The 20,061-nt window shown below is 44.8% G+C and carries 17 protein-coding genes and 1 pseudogene; 8 read left to right on the plus strand and 10 right to left on the minus strand.

Annotated features, from left to right (window positions below):
- Positions 1 to 6: 6 nt before the first annotated feature.
- From BM008_RS11875 to BM008_RS11885, 3 genes are all read right to left on the minus strand, one after another.
- Positions 7 to 2,772, minus strand: a complete 2,766-nt coding sequence (locus BM008_RS11875) for a heavy metal translocating P-type ATPase (protein ID WP_091937275.1) — start codon at positions 2,770 to 2,772, stop codon at positions 7 to 9.
- Positions 2,773 to 2,816: 44 nt separating this feature from the next.
- Positions 2,817 to 3,026 carry a heavy-metal-associated domain-containing protein gene (locus tag BM008_RS11880; RefSeq protein ID WP_091937277.1) on the minus strand — a complete coding sequence of 70 codons (210 nt, stop codon included), beginning with the start codon at positions 3,024 to 3,026 and terminating at the stop codon, positions 2,817 to 2,819.
- Between the two features lie 75 nt (positions 3,027 to 3,101).
- On the minus strand, positions 3,102 to 4,124 hold the full coding sequence (locus BM008_RS11885) for a restriction endonuclease (protein WP_091937279.1): 1,023 nt from the start codon (positions 4,122 to 4,124) through the stop codon (positions 3,102 to 3,104).
- Positions 4,125 to 4,320: 196 nt separating this feature from the next.
- Between BM008_RS11885 and trxA the strand changes: the two genes are divergently transcribed.
- Together trxA and BM008_RS11895 are read left to right on the plus strand one after the other, a co-directional pair.
- On the plus strand, positions 4,321 to 4,713 hold the full coding sequence (gene trxA / locus BM008_RS11890; protein WP_091937281.1) for a thioredoxin: 393 nt from the start codon (positions 4,321 to 4,323) through the stop codon (positions 4,711 to 4,713).
- 9 nt (positions 4,714 to 4,722) lie between these two features.
- Positions 4,723 to 6,159, plus strand: coding sequence for a methanogenesis marker 14 protein (locus tag BM008_RS11895; protein ID WP_091937283.1), 1,437 nt, complete (start codon positions 4,723 to 4,725; stop codon positions 6,157 to 6,159).
- Positions 6,160 to 6,606: 447 nt separating this feature from the next.
- On the opposite strand, the gene polX is transcribed toward BM008_RS11895, so the two are convergent.
- Together polX and BM008_RS11905 are read right to left on the minus strand one after the other, a co-directional pair.
- On the minus strand, positions 6,607 to 8,334 hold the full coding sequence (gene polX, locus BM008_RS11900) for a DNA polymerase/3'-5' exonuclease PolX (protein WP_091937285.1): 1,728 nt from the start codon (positions 8,332 to 8,334) through the stop codon (positions 6,607 to 6,609).
- A 51-nt stretch (positions 8,335 to 8,385) separates the two neighbouring features.
- Complete coding sequence (locus BM008_RS11905) at positions 8,386 to 9,048, minus strand: DUF166 domain-containing protein (RefSeq protein WP_091937288.1); 663 nt, start codon at positions 9,046 to 9,048, stop codon at positions 8,386 to 8,388.
- A 142-nt stretch (positions 9,049 to 9,190) separates the two neighbouring features.
- On the opposite strand from BM008_RS11905, the gene BM008_RS15250 reads away from it, so the two are divergent.
- The 3 genes from BM008_RS15250 (at position 9,191) to BM008_RS11915 (ending at position 12,016) form a co-directional block, all read left to right on the plus strand.
- Positions 9,191 to 9,319, plus strand: coding sequence for a hypothetical protein (locus BM008_RS15250; protein WP_281246279.1), 129 nt, complete (start codon positions 9,191 to 9,193; stop codon positions 9,317 to 9,319).
- Between the two features lie 68 nt (positions 9,320 to 9,387).
- Positions 9,388 to 9,990: a dTMP kinase gene (tmk, locus tag BM008_RS11910; RefSeq protein WP_091937290.1), complete on the plus strand. Its 603-nt coding sequence runs from the start codon at positions 9,388 to 9,390 to the stop codon at positions 9,988 to 9,990.
- Positions 9,991 to 10,135: 145 nt separating this feature from the next.
- Entirely contained in the window at positions 10,136 to 12,016 is a 1,881-nt protein-coding gene (locus BM008_RS11915) for a PAS domain S-box protein (RefSeq protein WP_091937292.1), read from the plus strand.
- A gap of 18 nt (positions 12,017 to 12,034) precedes the next feature.
- Here BM008_RS11915 and BM008_RS11920 read toward each other — a convergent pair whose 3' ends face one another.
- Positions 12,035 to 12,271, minus strand: a complete 237-nt coding sequence (locus tag BM008_RS11920) for a hypothetical protein (RefSeq protein WP_091937294.1) — start codon at positions 12,269 to 12,271, stop codon at positions 12,035 to 12,037.
- Between the two features lie 56 nt (positions 12,272 to 12,327).
- Positions 12,328 to 13,038 (minus strand): HisA/HisF-related TIM barrel protein, encoded by a 711-nt coding sequence (locus BM008_RS11925; protein ID WP_177188055.1) that lies wholly within the window; start codon positions 13,036 to 13,038, stop codon positions 12,328 to 12,330.
- Between the two features lie 46 nt (positions 13,039 to 13,084).
- On the opposite strand from BM008_RS11925, the gene BM008_RS11930 reads away from it, so the two are divergent.
- Positions 13,085 to 13,783, plus strand: coding sequence for a (5-formylfuran-3-yl)methyl phosphate synthase (locus tag BM008_RS11930; RefSeq protein ID WP_091937298.1), 699 nt, complete (start codon positions 13,085 to 13,087; stop codon positions 13,781 to 13,783).
- A 250-nt stretch (positions 13,784 to 14,033) separates the two neighbouring features.
- Here the strand turns inward: BM008_RS11930 and BM008_RS11935 are convergent, their stop codons facing one another.
- Positions 14,034 to 14,516, minus strand: a complete 483-nt coding sequence (locus BM008_RS11935; RefSeq protein WP_091937299.1) for a hypothetical protein — start codon at positions 14,514 to 14,516, stop codon at positions 14,034 to 14,036.
- A 256-nt stretch (positions 14,517 to 14,772) separates the two neighbouring features.
- Here BM008_RS11935 and BM008_RS11940 point away from each other — a divergent pair.
- Positions 14,773 to 14,907 (plus strand): annotated as a pseudogene (locus tag BM008_RS11940) ((5-formylfuran-3-yl)methyl phosphate synthase); the annotation flags it as partial.
- A gap of 120 nt (positions 14,908 to 15,027) precedes the next feature.
- Here the strand turns inward: BM008_RS11940 and BM008_RS11945 are convergent.
- Complete coding sequence (locus BM008_RS11945; RefSeq protein WP_091937302.1) at positions 15,028 to 15,297, minus strand: hypothetical protein; 270 nt, start codon at positions 15,295 to 15,297, stop codon at positions 15,028 to 15,030.
- Positions 15,298 to 15,577: 280 nt separating this feature from the next.
- Between BM008_RS11945 and BM008_RS11950 the strand changes: the two genes are divergently transcribed.
- On the plus strand, positions 15,578 to 17,818 hold the full coding sequence (locus tag BM008_RS11950) for a CDC48 family AAA ATPase (protein ID WP_091937304.1): 2,241 nt from the start codon (positions 15,578 to 15,580) through the stop codon (positions 17,816 to 17,818).
- A gap of 57 nt (positions 17,819 to 17,875) precedes the next feature.
- Here the strand turns inward: BM008_RS11950 and BM008_RS11955 are convergent, their stop codons facing one another.
- The gene (locus BM008_RS11955) at positions 17,876 to 20,020 is read right to left on the minus strand and encodes a methyl-accepting chemotaxis protein (protein WP_091937306.1); all 2,145 of its coding nucleotides are present in this window, start codon (positions 20,018 to 20,020) and stop codon (positions 17,876 to 17,878) included.
- Positions 20,021 to 20,061 lie beyond the last annotated feature (41 nt).

Here is a 20,061-nt window from a genome sequence, read left to right on the forward strand (position 1 = left end):
TCTCCTTTATTTAATCCTGCTTCTTTTCATTAGCAGTGAATTCGTCGTGACAGATATAGAGCTCATTGCCATGAAAGCTGCCGCCAGTTCCGGACTTATCACTATCTTTGTGATGAAAGGGTAAAGTATCCCTGCTGCCAGTGGGATTCCCAGACTGTTATATCCAAAGGCCCAGAACAGGTTCTGCTTGATCTTGTTCATTGTCATACGGCTCAGTCTTATGGATGCCAGTACATCCCTGAGGTCGTTCTTTATCAGTACGATCTGTGCGGATTCCATTGCAACATCCGTACCTGCTCCCATGGCAATTCCAATGTCGGATTGTGTGAGTGCGGGAGCATCATTGATACCATCACCGACCATTGCAACTATCCTTCCTTCTTCCTGAAGCTTCTTTATCTCGGAAGCCTTGTCTCCTGGAAGGACCTGTGACAACACTCTTTTGATGCCAAGCTGTGAGGCAATAGCATCAGCAGTTCTGCGGTTGTCTCCGGTTATCATCACAACTTCGATATCCATGTTATGAAGCTTCTCCACAGCTTCTTTGGAGTTCTCCTTGAGTGTGTCCGCAACAGCTACCAGTCCGATGGTCTGTCCATTCATTGTGACTATCATGGCAGTTTTGCCTTCATACTCAAGTCTTTCCATATCAGCATTGATGGAAGATATATCGACATCATTGTCTTCCATTAGCTTACGGGTCCCAAGAAGTATCCTGTTGTCATCAAGTGTGGCTTCAACACCATGTCCTGCTATGGAATTGAAATGCTCTACACTTTTTATATCAAGTTCCTTCTCTTCGGCAGCTTTAACGATGGCTTCACCAAGCGGATGTTCGGATCCTTTCTCTGCACTGGCAGCAATGGCCAGCACTTCATCTTCGCTGTGTCCGGAAGTGATCATGATATCTGTAAGTTCAGGTTTTCCTTTTGTGAGAGTACCTGTCTTGTCGAACACGATAGTATCTATCTTCAGTGTCCTCTCAAGGGCCTCACCGCCTTTGATAAGAATGCCGTTCTCAGCACCTTTGCCTGTACCGACCATGATAGCGGCAGGGGTTGCAAGTCCCACCGCACATGGGCATGATATCACAAGCACTGTGATGGATATGAGCAGTGAGAACAGGAATGGGCTTGCTATTCCTGAATTTATCCCAACGTCAAATCTTTCGTATCCGATGAAGTACCAGAAGAAGAAAGCAGCAAGTGCAAGCACGTGTACTACAAGGATGAAGTGACCTGCTACGACATCAGCTATTCTCTGTATGGGTGCTTTTGAGTTCTGGGCATTCTCCACAAGTTCAATTATCCTTGCAAGGGCTGTATCTACTCCTACATTGGTAGCCCTGAACTTCAGTGCTCCACTCTTGTTGAGCGTGGAACCGATGACCATATCGTCAACGTTCTTTTCAACAGGTATGCTCTCACCTGTTATCATGGACTCGTCCATTGCAGAGGAGCCTTCGATGACAACACCATCAACAGGAACCTTTTCTCCTGGTCTTACAAAGACGATATCGTCGACCTGTACATCTTCAACGGGAATTTCTTTCTCTTCCCCGCCAACGATGATACGTGCTGTCTTTGCCTGAAGTCCGATGAGCTTCTTAATGGATTCAGATGTCCTTCCCTTTGCCCTTGCTTCCAGGTATCTTCCAAGGGTTATGAATGTGATAAGCATCACTGCAGTATCATAATACAGATGCTCGTAGCCAGGTCCCAGGTCAAGATAGCTTGCAGCTATACTGATGACATAGGCTGCACCTGTTCCGGTGGCAATGAGCAGGTTCATATCGGTGACGCCGTGTTTCAGACCACGGTATGTACCAACAAAGAACTGTCTTCCCGGGAAGAGCATCACTATGGTTGTGAGGAGGAACAGTACGTTCCTGTCCGAGAAGATGTCAGGCGTAAAACCGAGTACTCCGGGGAACATCCCTTTCATATTCCCGAGCATTATCGGGATCAACAGTGCTACAGATATCAGCAGGTTGTTTCTCTGCTGTCTGATCTCCTGTTCTCTTTCCTTTCGTTCCCTGTCCTCTGTTTCCTGTCTGTCAGCAGGGAGAGATGCAGAATATCCGATGCCTTCGATGGCCTTTCTCATCTCGTCCACTGAGGTTTGCGAGGAATTGTACTCCACCTGTGCTCTTCCGGTGGTGATATTTACGTTCGCAGAGCTAACTCCATTGATCCTGTTGAGCACCTTTTCAACGTTCTGAGAACAGGCTGCACATTTCATTCCGCCTACTTCGAGTACCACTCTGTCCTTAACAACATGATAACCGATAGCATCAATTGCCTTTTCCATATCCTCAGGTTTGATCAGGGCCGGATCATAGCTGACGGCAGCTCTTTCCGTTGGCAGGTTTACAGAAGCGGATATCACTCCTTCCTGTTTCTTCAGTGTCCGTTCGACATTCTGTGAGCATGCAGAACAATGCATCCCGGATACCTTGAACGCTATCTCAGCAACAGAACCCGGTTCCGGCTTTGCTTCTTCCTGCATCAGGCCATCGATCACAATAGGACATGCAGCGTTTCCTTCATCTGGTACAGGACAGATATCCTCACCAACTTCGTATCCTGCATCGGTGACCGACCTCTTTATGTCCTCTATACTTACTATATCAGCATCGAATTCCACAGATGCTTTCTCATCTTCAAGGCTGACCTCTACAGAGCTCACACCTTCAAGGGCTGATATGGTATCAGTGACACGTTTGTGACAATGCATACATGTCATGCCATAGACTTTGATATCTGCTTTCATGTTGCCGGGAAAAAGAAAAAGAGAGTAGTTCTGTTCACTATACTTCAGGCTACTACAGTGTAACCTGCTTCTGTTACTGCTGCTTTGATCGTATCAAGGTCTGCAGCGGAAGGGTCGAATGTGACAGTTGCCTGTTTTGCTTCAAGGTCAACCTTTACTTCACTGACACCTGTAATTGCGGCAATGGACTTCTCCACGTTTGCCTGACAATGTCCGCACATCATGCCTTCTATTTTGATTATTTCTGTGATCATAGTTTTTGGAACTCCTACATTTCATAAGGTATGCTAATTATATAGACTTCACGCTTGTGAAGTTAAGTCGCAAGTTTAAAAGCTTCTCACGCATTCTCCGATTAGATCCTTCCATTTTACAGGGTCATCAACATCCACGGGGTGCTTTGTCACAACACCTGAATCTTCCAGAACATGTAACTGGTCCTTTTTGAGGAAACCACCGGTTACTTCCGCACCAACGATCTTCTTATTTTGGATCTCCATGAGCATCCCTTCAGAGATGTCTGTGATTACAAGGCGCTTACTGGTGAGTATCGTAAGTCTGTCCCCGTTCCTTGAAGAAAGGATCAGGTGTTCTCCTCTGAGATATTCGGGTTGTAGGGTGTCAAATATTCCAATAAGCTCAGGGAGCTTTCTGGAACTCAGCGGATAAAGTTTGAGCTTCTTGTTCCCTGTGATGAGTATCGCTTTGTTAGGTTCGGTATGAAGGCCGATCATCTCTTTGACCTCTATTCTTTCCTCTATCCGTGAGCTCTTTGAGAAGAGGCCGGAACTTTCCTTTTTCAGGAATATGTTCCTGTTCGTGATCGTGATCGCAAACTTCTCGTTCCCAATGAGCACCACTTCACTGGTGATGATCTCTTCTCCGTTCTTCAGGATAGCTCCGCTCCCTATCTCTTCAGATGAACGTTCTCCTCGTTTACCATCATGTTTTGAAAGCTCCGTCTGTCCATCCGGTAGGTAGTGGTTGAGCATTCCAGTGAGCAGATTACCATCTATGAGCTTGACATTGTGTTCTGCTGCTTCCTGCATGGCTTCCCTTGTGAAGGTGGAGGTTGTGACAATGATGACACCATCCACACGGTCCCTGTATCTCAGGCTGCTGTATTCTCTAACCTCTTTAACGCCAACTGAACCTGTGTAACGTTTTGCCTGGACCAGCCATGTATGTGAGAGTCCGAAGTTCTCGATGCTGATAACGATGTCAACTCCTCTGTCCCGTGAGTATTGCGTGGGTTCTGTCCGGTATCCCATACTCTTAAAAAGTCCGGAGAGAAGTATCTCAAAGTCCTGGGGGTCGGTTATCAGCAGTTCTTCAAGTGTCCATTTTGCCATTTTATCCCTGTTTATCTAGTATCTGTCAGCTTATCATTTTTTCCCAGATGTAGGTGGTAATGCACAGTATGCGCATAACCGTACAAACAGTTAAATGCGTTGGGACCAGATAGTAAGAAAATATCTGATACACATCTCAGATAATGTTCACAGTTAAATATCTTTAAACATAATATTATTCAAAAGGGTGAATTCTATGGATGAATTAGAGTCTATCAGGCAAAAAAGAATGCAGGAACTTCAGCATTCCCTTGAGCAGAAACAGTATCCATCAAGCACGGTAACGATCTCCGATGCTTTGTTCGATGAGTTCGTATCAAAATACCCTCTTGTCCTTGTGGACTGCTGGGCACCCTGGTGCGGTCCTTGCCGTATGCTCTCTCCAATTCTTGATGAACTGGCAACAGAGATGCAGGGAAAAGTTGTCTTTGGCAAGCTGAACGTGGACGACGAAAAGATGACAGCGGTCAAATTCGGAATTACCAGTATCCCTGCAATGCTTATCTTCAAGGACGGGAAATTCGTAGACCAGTTGATAGGTGCCGTCCCGAAACAGAATATCATCCAGAAACTTCAATCTTACATGTGAGGGAAAGAAATGTCGCATAAACCAAGAATTGCAGAAAGTCCTTCTGTACGTTTACTTGACCTGAAGGATAAATCAAAATCATATTTTATCGTAGCATCTGTGGAAGTGGGCAATACCACTACTAAATGTATCCTTACTGCAACCAATCTGGAGGATGGTAAGACCAGGCTCGTTAAGAAAACGGTCAGTATGACAAGGGATGTACGCCCTCCAAAACCGGGTGAAGAGGTGTTTGGAAGAACACTGAACGGTGTGGAGCTTACAAGGGAATCTGTTGGTGAACTTGTTAAGAACACTCTTCTTGGTGTGGTAAAAGAGGCAAACCTCGATATCAAGACAGATGTACATTTCGTAGTTCGTTCAACGGGTGTTGTTGCAGGTTTTGACTCCCCTGATGAAGTAGGTGAGTTCATCAAGGCCCTTGCAGATGGCTGTCTTCTGGCAGGTGTGCCACCGAACAGAATGACCCCGCCAATGTCCATTTCGAACATCCCTGACAGGTTCCAGAAATATTCAAAGCTTGAGAAGGTCATATTCGATGGTGCTGTGGCAAGTGTCACCCCTCCTGTAGGTGCAACCGGTGTTGAGATCGTTGCTAATGAGATGGAAGGAGAACTTGCAACAGCCGGTATCAAAGAGGGTGCAAAATGGGTTGATGTGGATTTCCGTAACCCATGTATCTCAATGGACTTCGGTACAACCCTTGATGGAAGGATAATCAGTCCTGACCTTCCTTATGCAAAGACCATCGGTAACTTCTGTGGTTATGCCGGTGCTATTCCTGATACGATCATCAAAGGGACAGGTACTGTGGATTCCAAGAAAGGTACAGCACTTGATATCTTCGACGGTAAGTCACTGGATGGAATTGCCCTGAAGCTCAAGAGCAAGGTCATAAACGAATATGCTGAGAAGATATTGAACTACATCATCATTGAAAAGGTGCCAAAAGGCCGTAGCAGATATGGTAGTGTGCCTGTGAATTCCGAGGCTGCTGATGCTATTAATGTAGTGCTCATCGGATGTGATATAGGTAACAATGGTTCTGACATGGATAAACTTGCACAGCTTGGTGCTGAGATCTATGAGAAACAGAATGTAAAGGTACTCTTCGCTGTTATCGATGAGGTAATGGCACGTGTGGTACAGCGCCTGATAAAAGTTGCAAAGGATGAAGGTCTTGTCTTCGAGGACAGTGCTATAGGTATCACCGGAAGGGCAGGAATTACCGGAAACAAGCCAAAGCTCATTCTGAAATACCTGCATGAGCTAGGTATCAATGGAAATGTAGATGAGAGTGTGGTTTTCGTTGATGATGGTCTTGCACGTGGTGCTGCTGTAATGGCAAGATGTATGAATTCCCTTGGTACGACATTCAACCCGCTGGGTGGTCACAGGGGAGGGAACTGCATACTTGGTCAGCGTGTAAAACTGCAGAACAAGTAATAATAGAAATAATTTAAGAATATGAACTGGCAGGTATTTTCCTGCCACTTTGATAATTTGAATATTATGGTCTGAAAAAGGCTATGATCAAACTCTTCTTTTTTGCTGCCTTCTCATCTCTTTCTGGAACTCGATCTCATGTTTTTTTACAGATCTTTCATGCCTGTTGGTTTTTGTACCTTTCAAAATTGCACCTCAAAATGTGTTGAGTAATGCGTTCAACTACCGGCGAAGCATAAAGCAACTAAAAATAGTATATTGTCTTTCAATCTTTGAGAGATCCTACCTCTGTTATGTTGTTCAGAAAAATGATTTGCAGGACAGGAATTTATAACTTTTGCTTTTGATCGGCATGGAAAAAAGAATGAGGAAATATTTATTTTTAAATTAATATGTTTGTGCAATATTTGTACCAATAGCATCGGTTTTGTGATTTGAGCTATTGTGTCAGTCCTTTGGGATACCAAGTCTTGAACACAATTGTTTCAGGTTCATTGTATTGAGCACATCATCTGCTTCAAGCCATGCTCTTCTTGCAACATCTATTCCAAAGGTGATATTATCAAGATGGTCAAGGGTATGAGTGTCGGTATTTATAGCTATCATGACACCATGCTCCTTTGCTTTCCTTGCGTTGATGTCGTTAAGGTCCAGTCTCCAGGGTGAAGAATTGATCTCCAGGGCTTTTTTGTTCTCAGCTGCAACTGTGATGACCTTCTCCATATCAACGTCATATGCAGGACGTTTACCTAATTTCCGTCCGGTAGGGTGGGCGATTATATCTACGTGCTCATTCTCAAGGGCAGCAACTATTCTTTTTGTCATCTTGTTCCTGTCCTGTTCAAGTCCTGCATGGACCGCTACGATCACAATATCAAGTTGCTCAAGCAGGTCGTTACTGTAATCCAGTTTCCCATCTGTTCTGATGTCACACTCGGTTCCTGAAAGTATCTTTATTTCATCGAACTTCTCATTGAGGCGGTCTATCTCATCAATATGTTCCTGCAATCTCCTGTCAGAAAGACCATTAGCTATTCCAGTCGAATGTGAATGGTCCGTGATCGCGATATATTCATATCCTCTCTGGATAGCAGCCTCTGCAAGTTCTTCCATGGTGTTAGCACCGTCACTCCAGTTAGAATGGACATGAAGGTCACCTTTGATATCCTTTCTTTCGATAAGTCTGGGAAGATTCCCTGTGAGACTGGCCTCGATCTCTCCCCTGTCCTCTCTTATTTCAGGTGGCAGGTGATCCAGTCCAAGGAACTCATAGATGTCTTCCTCTCCGGTGCACGATGTAATATTGCCACTTTCATTGGTGAGGCCGTATTCGTTCAGGCTGTAACCCTTTGTAAGTGCCAGTTTTCTCAGGTGGATGTTGTGTTCCTTTGAACCTGTAAAGTGCTGGAGCATGGATCCGTAGTGCTCTTTATCCACAACCCTTAGGTCCACATGGTAATTTCCGGGATATATCACTGAACCTTTGGATGTGCCGGAGTTCAGTATCTCTTCGACCTTTTCCATATTGACAAAAAATTCGATCGCTCTCTCAGGTTCACTGGATATAGCTATGAGATCGATATCCCCAACAGTGTCCTTTTTCCTGCGCAGGCTTCCGGCGATCGTGACCTTCTCTATATGTGGACAGGAGCACAGTTCATTCCTTATCTCCTTTGCGATCTCCATGGCAAGTGCCATTGGATGTCTGCCATGGTCCTTATCTCCCTGAAGTCGTACTATGGACCTGAGGATCTTCTCCTCCTGCTTCTCTCCCATGCGCGGCAGGCGGCGTATCCTGTGTTCTCTGGCAGCCCTGCTCAGTTCGTCAACTGATGTCACTCCAAGTTTTTCGTAGAACAGTCTTGCCATTTTAGGACCGATCCCGGGAATATCCATGATATCTATGATGCCCTGTGGTATTTCGCTCATAGTCTTCTCATAGGCATCGAATGTACCGGTCTCAAGCATCTCTGTGATCTTGCTTTTGAGAGCTTCGCCTACTCCTGATATGCTGTCGAGATCTCCTTCTTTGTACAGCACTTTCAGTTCTTCATCAAGCCCTTTGATACTTCTTGCAGCATTGGTATATGCCCTGGTCTTGAACTGATTCTCCCCTTTGAACTCCAGAAGTTTTGCCATCCGGTTGAACATCTCAGCTATCTGAATATTGTCCATGTTTCCCCGTTCATCCCTATGTTCTTACCATGTACTTTAAAATTGTCAGCTTTATTCTTTCTTTTTGAGGGCTTCTTCAACAGCTTTTTTGTGGATATCACCGGATTCGTGTATCCCGCCTGCATTTCCCCTGACGGCTCTGCATGGGTATTGTTGAATGAGCAGTCCGGCTCTTGCAGGTGCATCCTCTACCTTTGTTCCTACGAGTTCTCTTGCCATGTGCCATGTACTTCCACATGGTGCTCCGCACAGTACCTCTACGGACTCGATCACTCCTTTGTCCGTGGCTATATCAAGGACCGGTATTGAGAGGTATGAGCAAAGTTCTTCAGTTTCGGGCTTTGCTTCAAGGGTACAGCAGATGTCCTCTACCTCGATGAGCATGTCATATTGCTTTGCAATACCCTGAAGCTCGAACACAGGTGCTTTTGAAGGTCCGCCTGGTACGATGAGTGCCTTAACACCGGCTTTCCCTGCCATGTGCGCTATTGCTACGGTCAGGTCTGGATGAAGCGAGTAAGTTATGATGATATCCGAATCAAAAACAGAGTTGTCAATATCGATCCCTTCCAGGAATTCCTCCGGCTCATCGATGAAGTCCGGCAGGTGTTCAGGTACTGAGGTACGGACAACCTTGAGACCTGTCCTGGATATGATGGTCTCTATAAGGCGGTTTCCGTATTTTCCTCTGGTGATAACACCGATAGTTGTCATTTTTTATCTCCTTCAGGGTTATTTTCCTTTGCATATATGCTTTGCCGGATGTATCGAGGTGATATTAAGGCGGTTTCCAATATATTTATCAACCGATTAGTATATTAATTAGTATTCATCTTAATTGTTTAGAGGAATGACAATGGACGATTACGACCCTAATAAAGTATATTTCAGATGCAATACCTGCGACTTCCTTTTTATGGAAGACCCGGAACGTTTCCCTGTTATGTGCCCACAGTGCGGCAGTGAGAATGTTTCACGGTCATGAGCAAGGAAATATTTTGTAACTGGAACAAATAACTAAATACTATTCCTTTACTTTCTTTCCTGATGTCAATGAAAGGTAAGCTCATTACTCTGGAAGGTATAGACGGTTCTGGTAAGTCGACTATCACAGCCCGGCTGAACTCTAATCCGGAATTCTCCGACTTTGTTTTCACAAGGGAACCAACCACCGGCTGGATCGGTGAGGCAGTTAACCGTGCGATACATTCCGATACAGATGAACTTGCAGAGCTGTTGCTTTTCACCGCAGACCATGCGGAACATATCTCCAAATTGATACTTCCTGCGCTTGAGAGCGGGAAGAATGTTATCTCCGATCGCTATTCAGGAAGCCGTTTTGCATATCAGGCAGTTACTCTGAAGGACAGGTTCCCTGATCCTATGCAATGGATACAGGACATCCACAAGGGCTGGACAGTGGTTCCTGACCTGACCATACTTTTTGATATCGATCCTAAGATCGCTGTGGAGAGGTGCGGTAATCGTGGAGATAAGACCAAGTTCGAGAAGATAGGCTTCCTTGAGGAAGTAAGGGAGAATTACCTGCGTCTTGCCAGACAAGATCCGGAAAGATTTGCGGTGATATATACTGACAAGAATATCGATGATATCGAGGCTGATGTTCTGGACATGATCACCTCTTTTTTGCGATAGATGATTATCTGACCTTTGTACCTTGTTTGCATAAAATATATGTATTTTTACAGGCCATATCCGGTAAGTGGGTATGTTCTCTCTATTTTTATATAGCTGGCTGACATACATATTGAATATGTAGGATCTACCTTCACAACATTCTGTGAGAACAGCTTCCAGTCAGGCAACATTCGATTCGGTAGTCGTTCAGAATGCACCGATCGGTATATGCATTTTTGACAGGAACGATAACCTGACACTATTGAACAGATCCATGGCAGCCATTCTGGGTGTGGCTGAAAAGGATATGGTAGGAAAGGATCCCTTCCGTGATATTCCTGCCTTCATGCGTGAGGATGATCAGGGTCTGGGACAATTATATGTTGATACTAAAAAATCTCTGAGATCATCTTTTAAGTCGCGTATGTCTGTGACCACACCGGCAGGTAAACATATTTTCATTTCTGTTCATATGGTACCTATTTTCAGTGAGGATGGGGACCATGAAGGGATAATTGCCTATGTCGAAGAAGTGAGCGAGCACTACTATAAAGAAAAGGTCCTGATCGATGAGATCTATAAGTTCAGGGATCTTGAATCAATTTACAGGAATATACCCTTTATTGCTTTTAGGTGGTCAGGTCAGGAAGGGTGGCCTGTTCAATATGTTTCCGACAATATCTCCCAGCTTGGCTATAATAAAGATGATTTCTTATCGGGAGACTTGAGATATATAGACATAGTTCATCCCGATGATGTTGGAAAACTGGTGTCTGAGGTGGATGCTTTCGAAAGAACGGACCAGATATATTTTTCCGATGATTATCGTCTGGTAAGCAAGGAAGGAGATGTCATCTGGGTGAATGAGATATCCCTGCTCACAGAGGATGGAGAAGAAGCCCCTTTCCGTTATGATGGTATAATCTTTGATATCACTGACAGGAAAATGAAGGAAAAGGAGCTTGAACGAAGTAAGGCGCATATCGAGAGCATATTCAGGGCAACGCCTGTAGGTATCGGTGTTGCTTCAAACAGGATATTCGTGGAGGTAAATGACAAGCTTTGTGAGATGCTTGGTTATTCCAGAGGAGAGCTCATCGGTCAGAGTTCCAGGATGATATATCCCGATGACCGATCTTATGAATATGTAGGTGCGGAGAAATATTCTCTGATCAATGAGACGGGGATCGGGGTTGTAGAGACAAGAATGGTCTGTAAGGGCGGGGAGGTTATCGATGTTATTCTGAGTTCGACACCGATAGATTCCGAATCCCTGTCAGAGGGTGTCACTTTTGCGGTACTTGATATTACTCATTTGAAAGATACAGAACGGGAATTGCAAAAACGTACTGAGGAACTCGAGCAGTTGAACAGTCTCAAGGACCTTTTCTCCGATATAATAAGACACGACCTGCTCAACCCTGCAAGTGCTATTGATGCCTATGCACAGCTTCTTGAGGAGATGGAAACAGATGAGAGGAAGCTCTACTTCCTGAACAAGATCACCGGGAGCAATGCTGACCTTATGAGCCTTCTTGAAAGTGCTTCCAGATATGAGAAGCTTAATTCTATTGAGGAGGTCGATTTTGAGAAAATGGACCTTGCTTCACTTTTTAAGATTGCGATCACTGGTCTTTCTAGGGAGATGGAATGTAAGGGAGTTACGGTGGATCTCTCTTCTGAGGGCCCATGTTACTCATACGTGAATCCTTTTGTAACTGAGGTATTTGTCAATCTCTTATCCAATGCTATAAAGTACGGGCCAGAGAATGGTGTTATTAGTGCTGATATCATTGATGAAGGGACTGTCTGGAAGGTTGCGGTCACTGACCAGGGAAGTGGGATCGATGATACGGATAAGCCATTTTTGTTCGAGCGGTTCAGACGTGCTGATAAGAAAGGTATCAAGGGCACAGGTCTGGGACTTGCTATTGTAAAACGAATAATGGAGCTACATAGTGGTGACTACGGGGTAGCTGACGATCCTGAAGGAAAAGGTAGTGTTTTCTGGGTGACCTTCAATAAGGTCGATGTAAAAGAGTAGTGAGGTAACCGTTGCCGGTTACTCAAGTTTGTTCTCATCTGCGAATTTGATGAGAGCTTCTCCAAGTGTACGGGTGTACTTTGGATTAAGGTTGAAGCGTGCCTTTTTCTGTCCGCCTCTCTCTTTTGCGATCTCGATGTATTCGTTCTCGTATCTTTCACTTGATGCGAGTGTGATGGTCAGGAACCAGCCTGCTCCCATCTTTATTTCTCCGTAGTTCTCGCCAATTTCTACATTATCTTCATTGTCTGCCATGATTACACCAAATAAATGTCAAATATATTATTAGTTCATATAAGATAAAAACTGGATCATTGCTGAACCATTTGGAGTGGGATCGAGCCGTTATGCAATGCTGTTGCGACAAGTGCTCCCTTTATCCCTATATCTTTTAATACCTCAATGTCTTCCACGTTACTGACTCCGCCACCGAGGAGCACATTATGCTTCGAGATAGAAACGATCTTACTTAAGAATTGTGAATCCACGCCGCTTGATGTGCCTACTCTGTCAAGGTCAAGTATGATTATGTCGTTGAGGTCACACTCGTTGAGCAGTTCTACTATCCTGAATGGGTCATCGGGCATTTCGGGGTCGTTACTGAGGATCTTTCCGTTCTTTTTGTCAATACTGACGTTGACCCTGCCCGGGTATAGTGCACTTGCCTTCCTGATTATATCAAGGGATGCTGTTTCAGTTCCGAGTACTACGGACTGTACGATCTCCATGACGTCCTCTGTCTCGGAGATGGATGTGATCCCTGGGTCGAGCATGACCGTTGTCTTCTCAGAGACTGCCTGTATAACATCGAAGTTCTTTTCCCTTTTACCGATACCCTGGAGAAGGTTGAGGTCTGCGATGTATACTTCTGCTGGTTTTACGGCTTCTGTTATCTTTACGGCATCGGAGCTATTGCATATATGACTTGAGAAGTGTATAGGCTTGTATTCACTGCGAGTACCGCCTTGCGCATGGACTACTGTCCGGTTGAATATATCAAGTACGAAGATGATACGAAACATATATAATTGATACATCTGTCATGCTATAAAAAAAGAGGTTAAAAAGATGAAATTACTCATTAGTCCTATCAACCCAGAAGAGGCAATTGCAGCATATGAAGGTGGTGCTGATATTGTTGATGTGAAGAATCCTAAAGAAGGTTCACTTGGTGCAAACTTCCCGTGGATCATTAGCTCTGTGAAGGAATCCATTAATGCTGGAAAACCAATAAGCGCGACTATAGGTGATTTCAATTTCAAGCCGGGCACTGCATCACTTGCGGCACTTGGCGCAGCAGTTGCAGGTGCAGATTACATTAAGGTCGGTCTCTATGATGTCCAGACCGAAGAACAGGCTCTTGAGATGCTCACCAACATCACAAAGTCAGTAAAGAACTACGATCCTACAAAGAAGGTTGTAGCATCAGGTTATTCCGATTACGAGCGCATCAACTCCATAAACCCACAGCTTCTTCCTGCCATCGGCGCAAAGGCTGGCGTGGATGTAGTTATGGTTGACACAGGTATCAAGGACGGCCGCTCAACATTCGAGTTCATGGATGAGGAAGAGCTCACAAAGTTCACATCAGCTATCCGTGCTGTAGGTCTTCAGTCCGCACTTGCCGGAACCCTCAAGTTCGAGGACCTTCCAGTGCTCAAGCGCATCCAGCCAGATATCATCGGCGTGCGCGGCATGGTCTGCGGCGGCGACAGGACATCCTGCATCAAGGCAGAACTTGTCGACAAGCTGAAGAACGAGATGTGAATTCATTTCACTTCTCATATTTTACTCTATTTTTTATCTCTGGTTTTGACAGTCTTTTTTGCACCAGCTTTGCTTTTGTTGTGGTATGGGCTTCTGGGTTGCAATTACAGGAATGTAATTTATGCCGAAGCAGAACAGGGATATTTTACAAATGCTCGAGTAGATCCTTTCGATCAGTAATGTAATAGAAAATTATCTTACTTTATTAAGGAGTTTATGAATATCTGAATTTTTCTCTTAACATTCATCTTCAATTAAGTCCACTGATGAAGATCATGAACCATATGCACGATAAAATGATGACAGGTATAAGATACATTTTCTTTCTTTTTGCTCCAAAGTACCCTCCCATTCCGCCAATGATCGCCAGGGTTCCAAAATAAAGAATAGCGATTCCGATCCGCGATGTATCTTGATCATGTGTTCCTGTCAAAACCAAGATGCCAGATAATAAAAACCCTAATACTGGAACTACTCCAACTATGATGGATCCGATCTTATCCCTTGAAAACCAGCCATAGATAATGGGCACCACAGTATATGCAAAAAAGACAATTTCGGAAACAAAAACCAAGAGAAATAGTATTACTGATAACCCTAGCGAATAAAACAATTGTTCAGATGTTATAGATGACATTATAATTCGAAGAAATTTCCGTTCAACCATTTTGTTTCCCATCTTTTCATATATTGTTTTCAACAGAACGATGCTAATTATTTTTTCGAATTGCAATGTACAACATTTAAAACCAAATTTATAATTAACCCTCTTCTTAATAAAGTTGTGCTATATAGTTAAATATTTTATATTCGTCTCACTTCCATCATTGAGGGTTATAGTTGGGGATATATCCTGTTTTTAGTAAACTACTGATTTTCTTCGATTCAGTACATTTCAGTAATTTTCTGATAATTTGATTTGTTTCAATCCCTCGGCAATCTCTTCTATGTATGCTGGAACTGATCAGTGAGAAATTTGAATATCACATCTCAAGGTCAAGGATTTCCCAGTGCTCAAGTGCATTCAGCCAGATATCATCGGTGTGCGCGGCATGGTCTACGGCGGCGACAGGACATCCTGTATCAAGGCAGAACTTGTCGACAAGCTTAAGAACGAGATGTGAATTTCTTTCACTTCTCATATTTTACTCTATTTTCGATCTCTGTTTTTGACAGTCTCTTTTTGGTCTAGCTTTGCTTTTGTTGTGGTATGGGCGGCTAGGAGTTTTCCTTTGATTGAGAGCTTAGGCAAATTCAATAAAAAGCATCATTATAATAAACAGTGCAATTGCCATCCCAAGTACAAGATACAGTCGAAGATTGGCGTTTTTATAATCCGACTCCAAAGATTCTATGAAAGACTCTTGATCATCATCTACATTATGTGATCTCTTGGTATCAATAATCATATATTTCAATGTCACCGATTCGCTACCAAGAATACCCATAATTGTACCTATAACAATACCGCCAAAAAAAAGGAGTCCTGTACCTGCATCAATTACAATTTCCATAATCACAACTATGAAACGTTACAATGTTAAGTCTTCCTTTTATCGGCGTTAAAGTCAAAACCAAATAATGATGTTTATGTTCTGGTTTTGACCCCTTCTACACCTTTTCTTTTATAATCATAGCAATTAGGAGCACAGCACAGACAATAGCAGTGGGATAATATTCAACATATACCGAAAGTACTCAAACCCCAGAAACGTTAAATCTAACCTCTGCTGAATATATTATTAATGACGACCATCGATACCGTATTCAAGAACAGTTCTCTGGTGATGCAGCTTGACAGATGAGATCACAGTCAGCGTTGGTCAGGCGTATCCCCGTGATGCAGGCAGGGGAATTGCCAGGCTCGATAAGACCCTCATGCAGCAGATAGGCGCTATTAGTGGCGATATCCTTGAGATAAAGGGTAAGGAGAAATGCTACGCCATAGTCTGGCCGGGGTATGTGGAGGACTCGGGCAAGGAACTTGTAAGGATCGATGGTAACCTCAGGAACAACGCCAAAGTGGGTATCGATGAGAAAGTGACCATGAAAAAGGTCCATGTGGAAGAGGCTGAATCACTGAGCCTTGCTCCCACAAGGGAGACACATCTTGTAGGCGGAGCACGTTTCATCCTGAGAATTCTGGAGGGTCGTCCGGTTGTCAAGGGACAGAACATCCGTGTGGAGACCGTTAACAATCCTATTTCCTTTGTCGTACTTTCCAGCAAACCTTCAGGTCCTGTGGTCGTAACAAGGAACACGAGGATACAGCTCAGGGAGAAGGCAGCCATTGCCGAGACCACAGCCGGACAGGTCACCTATGAGGACATAGGAGGTCTTCAGAGGGAACTGGGACTGGTGCGTGAGATGATCGAACTTCCACTCAAACATCCCGAACTCTTCAATAAACTCGGTATCGACCCTCCCAAGGGTGTGCTCTTGTTCGGTCCGCCAGGAACAGGTAAGACACTTATCGCAAGAGCCGTTGCAAGTGAGACCGATGCAAATTTCGTTTCGGTTAGCGGACCGGAGATAGTTTCCAAATACTATGGTGAGAGCGAACAGAAGCTCCGTGAGATCTTCGAGGAAGCTCAGCGTAACGCTCCAACCATCATCTTCGTTGATGAGATAGATTCCATAGCTCCAAAACGTGACGAGGTCGTAGGGGAAATGGAGCGCAGGGTCGTTGCCCAGTTGCTCTCTCTCATGGACGGTCTGGCATCAAGGGGCAAGGTCATAGTCATAGCCGCCACCAACCGCCCGAACTCTATCGATGAGGCTCTCCGACGTGGTGGCAGGTTCGACAGGGAGATCGAGGTTGGTATCCCTGACTCAGATGGCAGATTGCAGGTCCTTTACGTACACACAAGGGGCATGCCTCTTGAAGAAGGACTTGAGCTCAAGGAAATAGCAGCAGTTACTCACGGTTTTGTAGGTGCTGACCTGTCTTCCCTGTGTAAAGAAGCTGCAATGCATGCCCTGCGGCGTATGCTGCCTGAACTCAAGATCGATGATGTAGAGGATGAGATCCCGGCAGAGTTCATGGAAAAGCTTGAGGTCACCAGAAAGGACTTCGATGAGGCATTGAAGAACATCGAACCATCAGCCATGAGGGAGGTCTTCGTGGAAGTTCCCTATGTGGGCTGGGAGGATATCGGTGGTCTTGAAGCCGCCAAGCAGGAGCTTGTGGAGGCTGTTGAATGGCCTCTGAAATATCCGGGTCTTTTCGATGCTGTCAAGACAAAGCCACCAAGAGGTATCATGCTCTTTGGTCCGCCGGGGACCGGTAAGACCATGCTCGCAAAGGCCGTTGCTACGGAAAGCGAGGCTAATTTCATAAGTATCAAAGGTCCTGAACTTCTCAGTCGCTACGTCGGTGAATCCGAACGTGCCGTCCGTGAGACATTCAGAAAAGCAAAGCAAGCCGCTCCAACCATCGTATTCTTCGATGAGATCGATTCCATGGCATCAGAACGTGGTTCCAGTGTGGATGCACACACCACCGAGCGTGTGGTGAGCCAGATCCTCACTGAGATCGATGGTGTCGAGGAACTCAAGGATGTAGTGATAATCGCTGCCACCAATCGTCCTGATATAGTAGACCCTGCCCTGCTGCGTCCGGGAAGGTTCGACCGTCTCATCTATGTCCGTCCACCTGACAGGGAGAGCCGTGAGAAGATATTTGGGATCCATCTTGAGGACAAACCACTTGCTGACGATGTGAGCATCAAAGAACTTGCCGACATCACCGAAGGCTATGTGGGTGCTGACATCGAGTCGATCTGTCGTGAAGCCTCAATGCTTGCACTGCGTGAAGTGATAACTCCTGGCATGGATCCGGAAGAAGCTATGGAGAAAGCTGCTGGTATCAAGGTCACAGCCGAACACTTCCTTAAAGCCAAAAAGCGTGTAAGGCCGACCACTTCCAGAAGTGCTATGAGTTTCTACGAGCAATCTGCTGAATCCTTTGCAAGGTATGCAGCCAACGAGGAAGAGAAGGAAGTTGATGAGGATGATGAAAGGGCGTATCAGTGATATCTCAAGTAACCATTCATCTCATTTTAATCTAAAATAAAAAGGAAAAAGGGACGATCAAAGTCCCTTTCCATTGTTCTCTAATTTCGGTGCGTTCTCATGCATCACAGTATCCTCATTAGTTAGCACGAATTTGCTTACCATTTCCTGCATTGCAACAGCCATTCCTGCAAGTTCATGTGAGCTCTGTGCAAGTTCATGCATAGATGCATCCTGCTGTTCCACAGATGCTGATGTTTCCTCTGTTCCTGCGGCTGCTTCCTGTGATATTGAAGTGACCTCTTCCACAGCGGCAGTGATCTCCTCGATAGAAGCTGACTGTTCCTCAGCAGCAGCAGCAATATCCTGTACCATTTCAGCAACTCTCATGGAGCCTTCAACTATCTCTCGCATGGATGCGACCGTCTCATCAAGTGCCTGTACTCCACTGGAAACTGTCGTATTGCCTCTCTCAACAGAATCTACAACAACAGTGGTTTCCATCTGGATCTCATTGATCAGATCTGATATCTCTTTAGCAGCTCCGCCAGATTCTTCTGCAAGTTTTCTCACTTCATCCGCAACAACAGCAAATCCCTTTCCGTGTTCTCCTGCACGGGCTGCCTCAATAGCTGCATTCAGTGCAAGGAGGTTTGTCTGGTCTGCAATATTTGTGATAAGACTGACGATCTCTCCGATCTGCTTGGATTTTGCTTCAAGTTCCTTTATCGCGTTTACTGACTCAATGGATGCCTTCTCGATATCTTCCATCTGTCTCATCAGTTCCTCTGACCTGTCACCGACAGACCGGGTCTTCTCACTTGAATCCGTGGCTATCTCAGCTGATCTCTGGGCATTGACCGCGATATCCTGTACGTTGGCAGACATATCGTTCATTGCTCTGGAGATATCCTCCGCTTTTGAGGACTGTTCATGTGCACCTCTTGCGATATCGCCAATGGTCTTTGAGACCTGTTCAGATGTGGTTGCGATCTCGCCGATGGATGCAGACATCTGCTCTGATGTACTTGCTATCACGTTGGAGTTATTGGTGATATCGGTAATGATGTTGTTCAATGTCTGCATTATATCATTGAGCCCTCTGGGTATTGCCTCGAAATCTACTCCGATATCTGTCTCTGCCCTTCTGTCAAGTTTACCTTCAAGGGCATCGCTTGATATGTGTTTGAAATCCTCCACGATATCCTCTATGGGTTTGGTTATGGAACGTGCTATCATGTAGGCTATTCCTGCCATGGCAATGATCGCAATGATGGATATGATGATAAGCTGGTTCCTGAGTTCCATGGCACCTTCAAGGATCTCTTCCTGAGGGATGGTCAGGACAAATGAGAAATCCGTGGTTTCCATTGGGTAATATACCATGGTAACTTCTTTTCCGGTGGTGGGGTCGACAACCTCGATGTGCCCTCCTATTCCCTTCTCGATATCCACTGCCATCTTATCTATCTCAGGGTCGTTCAGGTCTGTAAGGTATTTAGTTCCTATCCAGTCCTTTTCAACAGGATGTGACATGAACATGCCTGTATTGCTCACCATGAAAGCATACCCTGTATCAAAGACCGTGACCTGTGATACCTCGTCATCAATATAGTCAAGTGAGACATCTGCTCCTGCAATTCCTGCAAATTCCCCATCTTTCATTATTGGGGATACGTAGCTGATCATCATGACACCGTCATACATGAAAGGTTCAAGAATTACGCTTTCTTCCAGTGTTTTTGGCAACTGGTAATAATCATCGGTCTCATATCCTGCAAGAGGATCAAGTGAAACAGAACCACCGATCCTGCTCCAGTATGGGACGAACCTTCCTGTAGAGTCATGTCCATCTGCATCTGTGAACTCTGCATCATTCCCATCGAATGCATTTGCTTCATAGGCCACATATGTTCCAAGCAGTCCCTGGTCATCTTCCAGAAGCTCCTTCAGGATAGCATTGACCTCGTTCCTGTTGCCTGTATCATAGTTTTCCATTGTGTTCGCAAGGGTCTTAGCAAGCAGTTGGTTGGATTGCATATCACTGTCGTACTGGTAAGCATATCCTCTGGAAACACTCTCCGCTTCCGAGTATGCCATGTCTATCTCCTGCTCAGTGACCTTGTCAACGATCACGTAAGTGCTTATGGTCATAAGGATCGTGACGCTTATGACGATATATAGGATCAATCTGGTGTTGATATTCATTTTGTTGAAATTCATATTTCTCGTCCATTTTTATTATCTACTTCAGAATAAGTGCA

It is taken from the genome of Methanolobus profundi (assembly GCF_900114835.1).
Classification (GTDB): domain Archaea; phylum Halobacteriota; class Methanosarcinia; order Methanosarcinales; family Methanosarcinaceae; genus Methanolobus; species Methanolobus profundi.